8 protein-coding genes and 2 pseudogenes are annotated in these 12,177 nt (G+C 42.4%); 5 read left to right on the forward strand and 5 right to left on the reverse strand.

The genetic code is table 11. The features are described from left to right. Positions 1 to 46 precede the first annotated feature (46 nt). On the forward strand, positions 47 to 1,147 hold the full coding sequence (locus tag M9196_RS18370) for an autoinducer 2-binding periplasmic protein LuxP (RefSeq protein WP_250618963.1): 1,101 nt from the start codon (positions 47 to 49) through the stop codon (positions 1,145 to 1,147). Between the two features lie 2 nt (positions 1,148 to 1,149). Further along, positions 1,150 to 3,732 carry a quorum-sensing autoinducer 2 sensor kinase/phosphatase LuxQ gene (luxQ, locus tag M9196_RS18375; RefSeq protein ID WP_250618964.1) on the forward strand — a complete coding sequence of 861 codons (2,583 nt, stop codon included), beginning with the start codon at positions 1,150 to 1,152 and terminating at the stop codon, positions 3,730 to 3,732. Positions 3,733 to 3,833: 101 nt separating this feature from the next. Here luxQ and M9196_RS18380 read toward each other — a convergent pair whose 3' ends face one another. From M9196_RS18380 to yccS, 3 genes are all read right to left on the reverse strand, one after another. Continuing rightward, the gene (locus M9196_RS18380) at positions 3,834 to 5,093 is read right to left on the reverse strand and encodes a hydroxymethylglutaryl-CoA reductase (RefSeq protein WP_250618965.1); all 1,260 of its coding nucleotides are present in this window, start codon (positions 5,091 to 5,093) and stop codon (positions 3,834 to 3,836) included. A 178-nt stretch (positions 5,094 to 5,271) separates the two neighbouring features. Next, entirely contained in the window at positions 5,272 to 5,484 is a 213-nt protein-coding gene (locus M9196_RS18385; protein WP_250618973.1) for a hypothetical protein, read from the reverse strand. A 178-nt stretch (positions 5,485 to 5,662) separates the two neighbouring features. Next, positions 5,663 to 7,846, reverse strand: coding sequence for a YccS family putative transporter (gene yccS, locus M9196_RS18390; RefSeq protein ID WP_250618966.1), 2,184 nt, complete (start codon positions 7,844 to 7,846; stop codon positions 5,663 to 5,665). A gap of 377 nt (positions 7,847 to 8,223) precedes the next feature. Here yccS and helD point away from each other — a divergent pair, with 377 nt between their 5' ends. From helD to M9196_RS23645, 3 genes and pseudogenes are all read left to right on the forward strand, one after another. Next, positions 8,224 to 10,293 (forward strand): DNA helicase IV, encoded by a 2,070-nt coding sequence (helD, locus tag M9196_RS18395; protein WP_250618967.1) that lies wholly within the window; start codon positions 8,224 to 8,226, stop codon positions 10,291 to 10,293. A 65-nt stretch (positions 10,294 to 10,358) separates the two neighbouring features. Then, a complete protein-coding gene (locus tag M9196_RS18400; protein ID WP_319946368.1) occupies positions 10,359 to 10,961 on the forward strand; it encodes a beta-phosphoglucomutase family hydrolase in 603 nt (200 codons plus the stop codon). 88 nt (positions 10,962 to 11,049) lie between these two features. Further along, positions 11,050 to 11,232: pseudogene (locus M9196_RS23645) on the forward strand (MATE family efflux transporter); the annotation flags it as partial. A gap of 103 nt (positions 11,233 to 11,335) precedes the next feature. On the opposite strand, the gene M9196_RS18405 reads toward M9196_RS23645, so the two are convergent. Both M9196_RS18405 and M9196_RS18410 read right to left on the reverse strand, forming a co-directional pair. Continuing rightward, positions 11,336 to 11,485: a hypothetical protein gene (locus M9196_RS18405; protein WP_250618968.1), complete on the reverse strand. Its 150-nt coding sequence runs from the start codon at positions 11,483 to 11,485 to the stop codon at positions 11,336 to 11,338. A 279-nt stretch (positions 11,486 to 11,764) separates the two neighbouring features. After that, positions 11,765 to 12,177: pseudogene (locus M9196_RS18410) on the reverse strand (polysaccharide lyase 6 family protein); the annotation flags it as partial.

Here is a 12,177-nt window from a genome sequence, read left to right on the forward strand (position 1 = left end):
AGGAGTTTTGTATACAATTGTTAAAAACGCCAACGTGATAATTACTATGAAAAAGACGTTTTCTCTGCTTACAAAAATACTGATTATTTCCTGCTCATCGCCTGCATTGTCGAGCGAATCCCTTCCCGGTTATTGGGAGTACAGTGAATTTCTGAACGAGTTTCCAAAACAAGGCCAACTAACCAAATCGTTAACACAAACTGTTAGAGGCCCAGCCATTCCGCTAACAACCAAACAAAAAGAACCTGTGACAATCTCGGTTGTGTATCCTGGACAACAAGTTTCTGATTATTGGGTCCGTAATATTAAAGCCTTTGAATCTCGTATGGATGAGTTGGGCATTGATTATGAAATTAACCAAGTTTTCACTAGACCCAATGTTGATATTCGTCAGCAAAGTGTTTCTTTAATGGAAGCGGTCAAAAACAAATCTGGATATCTAGTGTTTACTCTGGACACGACACGCCACCGTAAATTTGTCGAGCATGTCCTCAATTCGACCGACACCAAATTAATACTACAGAATATAACAACACCCGTTAAAGATTGGGCTGACACCCAGCCCTTTATGTATGTGGGTTTTGACCATGTAACCGGCAGCAATGTCTTAGCTGATTACTTTAAAAAGGCCGTTCCTGATGCTAGCGCTTATTCCGTGTTGTATTTTTCGGAAGGATACGTGAGCGATGCCAGAGGTGCCACGTTCATTCAAAATATGAATGATGCGAACAGGTATCGCTTAGCCTCCTCTTATTACACAAAAGCGAATAAAGAAAGCGGATACAAAGCCACGCTTGATACGTTATCTGAACACCCAGAAATTAAATTTATTTACGCCTGTGCCACCGATGTAGCACTGGGGGCGGTTGACGCAATTAACGAGCTCGATCGAGGTGACGTGGTAATCAATGGTTGGGGCGGTGGATCTGCTGAGTTAGAAGCAATCAAAAATGGCGATTTAGACGTAACGGTTATGCGAATGAATGACGATACGGGGATTGCCATGGCAGAAGCGATAAAGTGGGATTTGGAAGGTAAGGCTGTTCCAACTGTATATTCAGGGGATTTTGAGCTTGTTACCAGTAATGATTCAGCTATGAAGATTGAGCAATTGAAAGCTCAAGCGTTTCGTTACTCAGATAAATAAACATGCAGTTGAAGGATTTTAACAGTCGTAAAACGCTCGCGACGCTAATTACCCGAATTGTGGTTTGGGTCATTGGGGTTTTCACGATAGGGATGTTGCTACAAAGCTGGAATTTAAGTCGAGATCTCGTGCGAGAAGAAGTACAGAGAACGTCTCGGCAGACGAGTAGTCTGGTACGTAACTATTTTGATTACCGTTTAGCATCATTAAAAGTGCTTCAGGACAGTAACGCTAAAAGTGATACCGTCGAGAGTTTTTTTGAAAACTATGACAGTCGCTCGCTTGATTATTTTTTCTTAAGGGAAGATAACCTAGAGCCTGTCCATTCACCTGACTTTCGTTTTATCACCCATCTATCAGATATTATTTGGGACGATGGTAACGCGCTTTTCTATGGTCTTGAAGACCATAGCTTGCAAGATATTCTTGCTCAAGTAGGTGCGCATAATAGCTGGAATGCGGTCAGGGTTGATTCGCAGTTGGGTGAGTTGTTTATTTTAGTTCGTAGAACCCCGATTATAAACAGCGAGTCAGGTGAAGTTCTTGGCTTTGTTTTTGTCGGAATCGTTTTAAATGACAACGCAGATTTATTATCTAGCATCATGAGCGGCAGTAATAGTGATGACGTATTGCTAAAGTTTGATGACCGCTTTGTTGCTTCGACTATTTCTTCTGAAGATAGTTATACTCATCTTTCAATACTGGAAATGATACAACGAGGGACAAAAGATTTTGGTAAGTTACTTATCACTGAAACTAATCTGTCTGTTGGCCTGAATAAACACGAATTGAAAATTTATTCTATTCAACGTAACCATAATATCCTTGTGTTGCGTAACACTTATCTTATGTGGTTGTCGCTGTCTTTGGCGGTCATTGTCTCGGTTTCATTTGTTACACGTAAATGGCTAAATAAAAAAGTGAGTATCGAACTCGCTAAACTTATGTCCTATACCAAAGTTTCAGCCAATGAAGGTGAATTTATAAAATTCACCGGGTCGCCGATCTATGAGTTTAATCATATCGGTCTAACGTTGAATGACACATTTGAACAACTATCAGAACAAACTAAATTATTTCAGGACCTCTTTAATTTTTCATTGTCACCTATAATTGTTTGGTCTGACAATTCAACAATAATGCGAATTAACCCTGCGGGAAAGAAAGCACTAGGGTTGGCGTCTGACTCAAATAGTCAAGAAGGCGATAGTTATTTAGCGTTCGTTCAATTAATGAAAATACACGTACAAAACGCCAATCTTGGGGCAACACTGACTGGAATAAACGTCCCCATCGGAGAGAAAGTTTTCCGCTGGAACCTGTCTGCTATACAGCCTAATGGCGTAAAAACGCTTGTGCTTGCCCAAGGTCAGGACATCACCGTGTTGATTGAAGCAGAACGCCAAAGTAAAAAAGCGCGCAAAGAAGCGGAATCAGCGGCTAAGGCGAGAACTGACTTTTTAGCAAAAATGAGTCATGAAATTCGAACACCGTTAAACGGCATATTGGGCATCTCGCAATTGCTTAAGCAAGAAAGTAAAAACGGCAGTTATCAAGAAAAGATTGATGTGTTGTGTCAAAGCGGTGAACATCTACTTGCTGTTCTTAATGATGTTCTCGATTTTGCGAAGATAGAGAACGGCAGTTTTAATGTAGAAAAGCATAATTTTAAGTTTAGCGAAATTACGACTGCTCTCAATGGTATCTACAGTCCACTGTGCTTAGGAAAAGGGGTTGATTTTGTTATTAATAATCAGCTCGATGACAATGCTGTGGTTAATACTGACCAAGTGAGATTGAACCAAATATTATTTAATTTGGTTAGTAATGCTATCAAATTTACCCACGAGGGCATGGTTAAAGTGTCCTTCTTGTTAGTCCCAGCCTTTCAAGAACAATCTAATATGTTGAGTATAATTGTTGAAGACTCTGGTATTGGCATTTCAGAAGATCAAATATCGTTAATATTCGACCCTTTTGTTCAGTCTGAAGCTACACCCATTCGTGAATATGGGGGAAGTGGGCTAGGGCTCGCGATCGTTAAGCACTTAGTACACTTACTAGACGGTGAGATTTTATTAGAAAGCGGTCTTGGAAAAGGGACTCGATTTACTGTTGAGCTTCCAGTCACACTTATTACCGAACAAAAAAGTGAACAGCAAGTTATTGAACCAACAATAGAGTTTGATTTGTTTGATAAAAGTTTGGCAGTGCTCTTAGTAGAAGACAATCATACTAACGCTTTTATTGCTAAAGCCTTCTGTGAGAAATATGGAATGCATGTGTATTGGGCAAGGGATGGACACGAAGCGTTCGAATTGTTGAACAGTATGCCTTTCGATTTGATTTTAATGGACAATCAGTTGCCTTCTACCTCGGGGATAGAGATAACGAAAGAAGTTAAGCTAAGCCACGAAATCAACACCCCTATTTACGCTTGTACGGCAGATAATTTAGACTCGACAAGGGAGGCATTCATGGCTGCAGGCGCTGATTATGTAATAGTAAAACCGATTAAAGAAAATTCGCTTAACCAAGCGCTTAGGCACTTTAAAGAACATCATTATTCGACTGGCAGCGCATGAATTAACGCGAGTTGATGATTGCCGCGTAATTCGCTGTGAATAAGGAAAATGATAGTATCTCCCCCGTCAGTCTGTCGTGATCTAACGGGGGATAAATACTACTAGCGAGCGAGTTTATGATGTGCTTGGGAAAAGTGACCTGCACAAAATGCCCCGACAATAGATAGTTCACCAGCAAGGCAAAGCACCGCCGTTACTTCTGCAAGAGCTTGGGACTTACCTGTGCCATGTAAACCTAATAGGTCTAAACACGCTTTTTGGCTTGGTAAACTTGTTCCACCACCAACAGTACCGACCATTATGTTCGGCAATGTAACGCTGGCGTACAAGTCGCCGTGTTCGGTGACTTCCATTCGAGTCATACCAATAGCAGATTCAGCGACACAAGCGGCATCTTGGCCGCACGCAATATAAAGAGCGGCAAGTGCATTTGCGTAGTGTGCATTTATACCGATAGTGCCGCTTAACGCACCGCCTACAGTAGTCATTTGCCCGAACTCAGTCATTTTTTTCGGTGTGGTATGCAGATATTTTTCAATAAGCGCCGCGGATATTGTGACTTCAGCGGTGACTTTTTTACCACGGACACTTCTTAAAGACTGCGAGTTGGCTTTTTTGTCACCAGAAAGATTCGCATCGAGAAACGCAAATTCAGGATCAATAGGCGAGTGTTTAAGAATAAACTCAAAGACGCAGTTAGTGGCGATAGTCACCATATTTTGGCCTGATGCATCGCCGGTTAGATACTCGAACACTAGATAGACATGGTTGCCTTCAATGTTGACATTGATGTCGATGAGCTTCCCGTGCGAGGTAGTGGATTCCGCCAAGATTTTGAAGTCATCGAACTGCGTGACAACCCAAGCAACAAATTGACCGGCTTCAATTAGAGAACGAAATGCAAAACCAGGCGTACGAGTCACTCCTTCATTGAGCAACATAGCGCTAGCCCCGCCGCTCGCAGTAATAAGGTTTGCTCCACGGTTATATGACGCAACTAATGCGGCTTCAGTGGTTGCGAGTGGAACTTGGTAGTCGCCTTGCGCGAACAAGCCATTAACTCTCATTGGTCCAGCAGTGCCAACTGGCATCTTCAGAGTACCAATAAAAAATTCAATATTTTTATTGTACTCATCCATTTGAGCTTCTGTATGAGGATCGAAAAGTTGAGCTCTTGCAGAGTCATTATCGAGCTTACCCCAGCGATAATCGACATGTCGCTTTGTCAGGTTAGGGCTGCGATTAATGCGTGAAGTTGGCGAGTGCATTTTGGGAGTGAGTTTAGTCTCTAACTCTATCAACGCGTCATCTTGCGCAATGTTGTCAAGATAGTCTCGTTTATGTAGGTTAATTTTGGGCATTTCAGTCGTAGTAGAACAGTTTGGGAGAATTCTACTTAGCTCAGCATAAGATACAAGTCATATCCTATCGTCAAATGGAGATACTATTACCTTGTCGTTGATTTACCGTTGTTTTCTCTAGTAATTAGAAATACTTTTAAACAAATTTAACGCTCATTCATCTCACAATGCATTAGGTTTAGCGGAACAGCTGTGCCAGTACGTTCATTTCGTCATCGTTAAGTAAGGAGTGAGTACTTGGTTCTAACTGATGAGAAATCTCACTTTTTAGTGTTTTAAGTTGCTGAGGAGAAAGCAATTTTAGCTGTTCTTTTAATCGTTCAAATTGTTGATGAGTCATTGGGTCACCTGTTAACGGTATGTCGAGTAAATCTGGATGAGATCCTTTCATCGATAATTATCATTAATTATTTAACCACTAATTTATAGAGTGTGTGGTCAAGATTTGTCCGAGAAATGTAAGCATATTTTTAACAATAGGTGAGAATGTTAGTCAACAAACCCTTATGGGAAAAGGGTTTGTTGGTTTGTTTAGAGGTAATCTATCGATATATCAGCGTATTAGAGTGCTATTGATTTAAACTGATCGTTTTTTTGTTGGCATCTTCAAGTTTAGAAAAAGTGTTAGCCAATATATGAAGTTCTGGCAACATCCGATAGATAAGATGGAGTTGTTGCAATACCATGCGAGCGGAACGATCATCTTCATCTCTCCATTCGGTTAGACGTCGATGGATATCAAATTGATCAACAGTGGAAAAGCTACAGTCCTCAGAGTAGGTAGCCAATTGATGCTCTAGCTGTTCAAGGTGATTATTGATGGTTCGGTGAGCTTCTAACACCAATTGGTGAATAGACTCATCTTCCAATCGCTGGCGGTGTGCGCCTAGCGCAGACACATAACTCAGTAGTGCATGGTTTAATGTAAGAAACCGAAAGCTCTCATCTGTCGCGAGTTGATAGCGCCCAGGTTCAGCGAGCATATTTGATATGGCATTGGTTAAGTGGGCGTCAGCATTGTGCGCCTGTCGACGAGCAATTCGATAGCTTAGGTCATTTTTTTTGCCAACTCGATACTGTCCGATGATTTGCATCAAATATTGACGGTTGCAGTGGATCGCATCCGACATCACTTTATGCAGTTTTCGTGACTCCCAATCAGGTAAAATAAAATACACCGCGGCAACGGCAAGTCCGCAGCCTACTAGAGTATCCATTAATCTAGGAAGGACGACCGCATAACCCTCGCCAAGTTGGTGGAAACAAAGTAGAACCAACACGGTAATAAAACCGGTCGCATAGCCATAGTTGTTGATACGGAATGCAAAAAACATCACTCCGGACAACACGATAAGTAGCAGTTGACTCTCCTGAGAAGGGAAGAAGGTCAAAAGGGGAACGCCAATAAGCAAACCCACGAGCGTACCTGCCACTCGAGCAGAGAGTTTTTTGCGTGTTGCACTGTAGTTGGGCTGACACACAAATAGCGTTGTTAGCAAGATCCAATACCCGCGTTCGATATCGAAAAATTGGATGATGCCATAACCTAATGTTAGCGCGAGGGAAAGTCGCACTGCATGTCGAAAGAGCATCGATTCACTGTTGAGGTTGGTTTTCAGTTTTGCCCACATCGCAGATAACGTATGGGGATTGGTATCGTCCAGAATCGTTTCATCTGCGATGCCGCTATCAGGGTTACTGACGTTACTGAGTAGCTTTTCAACGGTGGCTAAATTATTAAGTAGGTAGTTTAACTGAGGTAAGGATGAGAATTGTGCTTTGTCCGGGTGCACGTTCAAGTAATCGATCGAATCTTGTAATTCAACCAGTGCCTTGATAGAACGATCATTATGGTCGTATTGTTTACCTAGTTTGATAGCTAAGGCGACATCTTGGCAGGCTTGAGCTTGGGTCTCGAGTACATGCTTGAAACGAAATAACACATCGGTTCGTCCAAATTGCGCCGATAGCTCTTGATACCTTGAATGACTAGAGCTGACCCGTTCGTGAATATCTTGAGCGATGAGGTAGACTCTTAAAAATCGGTCGCTTGGACCATCTACATGCCCCTTGCGGGAGCGATTGAGTAATGTCGCCTTACAGGCATTGAGCGCGTTGACGGTTTTAGCGTTAAACTTTGCTTCATCCAGGCGATACGGTTGCGGAACTAAATCAAATGTAGGGTGGAACAGTCCACGTTTAGCGTCGAGATAGAGGGAAAGATCTTTGAAGACATTAGCAAGACTTTGTTGAACCGGTTGAAGCGGCCAAAAAACATTCCATATCATCGATATCAGGTAGTACCATGCTGCTCCCGTTAACAATAGAAGCGGCTGGAACCATAAGTTAGTGCTTTCATGCGCGCCAAGCATCGCGTAGATAGCGATCAGAAGCGATCCAAAAGCAATGCTCGCATATCTAGCACCTAGTGCCCCTAGCATGATAAATATAAAGGTTGAACAAAATAGCCCGACTGCGAACGCCCAAGGCGTATTGAACAAAAATTCAATAGAAAACGCAGCGATAGCAAAGCAAATAAAGGTCAAGGTGATGGCCTTTATCCGACCAACAAAACTATCATCACTTTCAGCCAGTGCCGCGGCAATGACACCTAGAATTAAAGGCGTAACCCATGAGTCTTTGTCGAAGTACCACGCGGGTATGACGACGCCTAGTAGGGTGATTAGCATTAGTATGCTGTAGTTAAAGGTTTTATTAGCCCATTGAAGACGAAGTTGACGGAATATACTCACGAGAATGGCTACATTAAATCAAAACGTCATTCTATCAGAAAGTACGTTCACTGTTACCTCCATCGTCGATGAGTTGACGAGCTATTGATCTTGCTCATCTCATCGCCTTGCTCTTGGCAACAGTTACATTGCTTTTACCTTCTTTTGCGTAGAAATCTGTGAGTAACACAAAGTCTGCATCATTACGTTAATGCTAAAGAACCATCAATTCACGGGCAAAGGGTAAAGTAAACCAACTAAATTATACGTTTATCCAGTCACGTCATTACTTTTGAATTTAAATTGGCTTTCACATTTTTGACAGAAACTTAGATGGTATTCACCAATTGATGGAGTAGACTAATGGTTGTTTTATCTGTTTACGAATTATGAGTCACATGCATTTAACCGCGTCGCCAACGGCTGAAATTTTTACGCAACATGAATTTCGTTCTATTGAACTTGATGAACATAGTCTTACACTGCACTCGGCACGAGCCGAAGTAAGGATCCCATACAGTGAATGGTCAGGCAAACTGAGCGTAAAGCGTGGTGTATTCTGGTCATCTATTACTGTTTTTTCTCATGAAAGCGACGCTCGTCAGTTATGCTGGGTGGTGCAGGGGCTGCCCTGGGTCAAAGCCCAAGACTTTGCTAAATATGCGGTCTCTTGCTACCAATGTTGGCATGATAATCAATGCCGATTACTCAGTGAACAGTTACCAAAATGGGAAGATGAGCTAAGACGTCTTAGTTCCTTGCCGCGTTTTTTGCCCTATTCAAGTGTTGAACAATGGAAACACTCAGTGAACACTCAGTTTCTTGACATGAACATGTCACTGAGTGAAGCCATTAGGCGAATGCCCAAAAGAGTGAATGCGCTATTACCGTGGCTTGATAGTACGAGTGATACGTTACAGTCGAGAAATCAGGCTTGGCTTGAGAATGAGTGCGAAAACTGGCAAGTGTTGTTCGCCCAGTCGGAGTCTTCACCTTTAAACCATTCGCAACAATTAGCGGTACTGCACAACAATGATCATAACTTGGTGTTAGCTGGAGCAGGCTCAGGTAAAACGAGTGTGCTGATGGCGCGCGTGAGTTACTTACTACAAAGTCACCTTGCTCAACCAGAGCAGATATTACTGGTCGCATTTGGTCGTGATGCTGCGAATGAAATGAAACAACGTCTCAACGCTAAATTAGGCCAAACGGCTGACAGTATCGCTGTACTGACATTCCACCAGTTAGGCCTAAAGCTTCTGAAGCAATCTGAAAAAACGTCAACTTCACTGACTCCATTAGCCACTGAAAAAGCACAGAAAAATGCGTGGTGTGTTGATTGGCTGAAAAAACACTGGATGACACCGACCAATTATAAGCGATGGCAAAAACACCTTTCTCGTTGGCCCATCGCCTATCTTAAAGGGGATGAAGAGTTAGGCAGCCAATCAGAAAACCCTAAGCTTATCGCTTGGTTGGAGCAGCAACTTGATCAGCTCGTTTCATCGAGCTTAACTAAGAAAGCGATTCAAGAGCAAATTGTCGACAACGAAGACTATGCACGACTTAATAGTGAGTTGATGCTTTGCTGGCCATGTTACCAAGCGTGGCAAAAAATGCTAAAAGAACAAGACCAAATAGATTTTACGTCTATGATCACGCAGGCAACGAAATTGGTTGAGAGCAAACGTTTCTCATCAGCATGGAAATATATCATGGTGGATGAATATCAGGATATCTCCCCAGATCGCTTAGCATTAATTCAAGGATTGTGTGAGCAGTCATCGGCAGGAGGTGAGAACGCGACGTTGTTTGCGGTAGGGGATGACTGGCAGTCTATTTATCAATTTACTGGTGCTGATGTCGATTTGACCACGGGGTTTTCTCAACGATTCCCAAATGCTTCTGTTCATCAACTCGACACTACGTATCGCTTTAACAATATGCTCGGTGATGTTGCCAATACTTTTATCCAAGAGAACCCGAATCAATTGGAAAAAGCGTTGAATAGCCACCGAGTGGTGAAACAAAAATCAGTCATAGTAGACAATGCGAGTCGAATAGAAAAAATATTGGACGATTTGAACAGCAAAGCTAAGACTAACGCATCAGTGCTATTGTTGGGTCGAAACCATTATCATCGACCAGAATTATTCTTGGATTGGCAAAAACAGTTTGCCAATTTGTCTTTAGAATTTATGACGTGTCATAGCAGCAAGGGTAAAGAAGCCGACTACGTGATATTGGTTAATGTGGATGAAGGACAGTTTCCTGCTAAGCGCAAGTACATCCACCTCAATAATGCGTTGACAGCAACAACTGATACCTTTCCCCATGCCGAAGAAAGAAGATTGTTCTATGTCGCTTTGACACGCGCTAAGAAAAAAGTATGGGTGACCTACCAGTCCTCGCCGTCGTCATTTGTCAAAGAAATTTCTGAATACGAACAAGTGATTGTAAAGAAATAATGGCGAGCTAATCGGGTGACGAAATCAGACCTTAATATAAAGATGAGAGAGCGAGAGGATACCAAGTGCTAAATTTAGAACACTACGAGGCGATCATTTTTGATATGGATGGCACTCTACTTGATACTATGCCCACTCATTTAGAAGCGTGGCGACTAACGGCTGAACATTTTAGTTTACCTTTTGACAAGCAATGGATTCATTCGATGGGCGGTATGCCCAGTGCAAAAATTGCGGCAGTCGTACTACAACAAGCTGGAATAGACCTTAAGCCGCAAACTGTCGCCGACTTTAAGTTAGAAACCTTTAAAGCTATGCCTATAACCGCTAATCCAATCCAACACACGCTAAGTGTGATGAATGCGTACTTAGGGCGTAAGCCGATGGCGATAGGAACGGGCAGCATGAGAGAGTCTGCGAAACGTTTACTTAATTACGCAGGGTTGCTCGAACATTTCGATTGTTTGGTATCTTCTGATGATGTTGAACAGCATAAACCTAATCCGGATACGTTTTTACGTGCCGCTCAGTTAATGAAAGTGGAGTCGAAGTTTTGCATAGTATTTGAAGATACGATGTTGGGCTTGCAAGCCGCTCATGCTGGTGGCATGGACTGTTACTTGGTGACACCTGATGGTTTTGAGTTTCATCCAGCTACCGTTGTTTGAGTCCAGTTGGTTGTTGCTCTAATTCTATTTAAAGCACTCTTAAGAAAAAAGAAAAAAGAAAAAAGAATACTTTTTAAAAGCGTTAGGCTATACCGGAACAGGCACAACGCGCCCAGTGCGTAACTCGACGGCGATGACTTTAGTGGTCTTCCTTATCACTGCTTTTGTTGCTGTACCGATAGTGGGTAATCACGGCCTTTGATTAGCATTTACATTGTTCTACATCGGGCGGTTTGCTTTTCTATACCCATACATCTGGCAGGTGAAGTAAAAGTGTCTTGAGGCGTAATTAAAGAAACATAGAATACGTGTCATTTTTAGCATAAAGCCCAACGAGCGTTGGGCTTTATTGATCTTGTTTGTCATTCAACTGACTACCGAAAAGGGCCGCTCACAAAGAAATCATCGATTAACTTTTCAACCGGTTTCATCTCATTTTTTGCGCGAGCAAAGGTGCGTAAGCCAATGATTTGAACCTGAACATAGCGCACCAGTTCAACAGGGTCTTTATCCGCACTGCCCATGGCATTCCTTATCCGTAGGATGGGAGGAGTGGGTTGCGCGTATTCTAGCTAGTAAATTTGCAGAACGGCACTGGAAATAGTCAGTTTTGACTAAAAGAATTGATTCGGGGTTACTTTGGAATGGCTGGTTGAGCTAAACGTTTGCGTATGTGCAAGCGTCTAGGTGTGCGATTAACTGATTATATGGAAAGGCAACAGGGAACAAGAATTAGGTTCGTTCAGCGAATAGGTTGCTGAACGAACCAGACATAATAGATGGAATCGATTAGTTGATAACGATTAGTTGATAACGATACTTGAACCAACCATTTCTTCATTCAGTACCGTTAGGTTAGACGCACCTACTGTACCAACCGCTTTCAATAGACCTTGCTCGTCACGCTCCATTGCAGGTGTATCTGTAGAAACACCCTCAGGCAATTGGTCTAAGCCTTCGATTTGACCATAGAAGATATTGTTAACAAACTTAGATCCAACCATCTGGAATTTTTCACCCTCAAATTGTCGGAAGGCGTTTGTACCTTCTTCAGTCGCGATAGATAGGTTGTTTTCAAATAGCGTATTAACAGCTGGGAAGATTGTTTCAACACGTTCATCGTTGGTTAAACTAACGCGGTGAATTGCATTACTCGCAAAGATACCTTGTGTGTTGTTCACTAGCGTGTTGTTCTTAACCACAACGTCTTTTGGTG

It is taken from the genome of Vibrio methylphosphonaticus, assembly GCF_023634655.1.
GTDB lineage: Bacteria > Pseudomonadota > Gammaproteobacteria > Enterobacterales > Vibrionaceae > Vibrio > Vibrio methylphosphonaticus.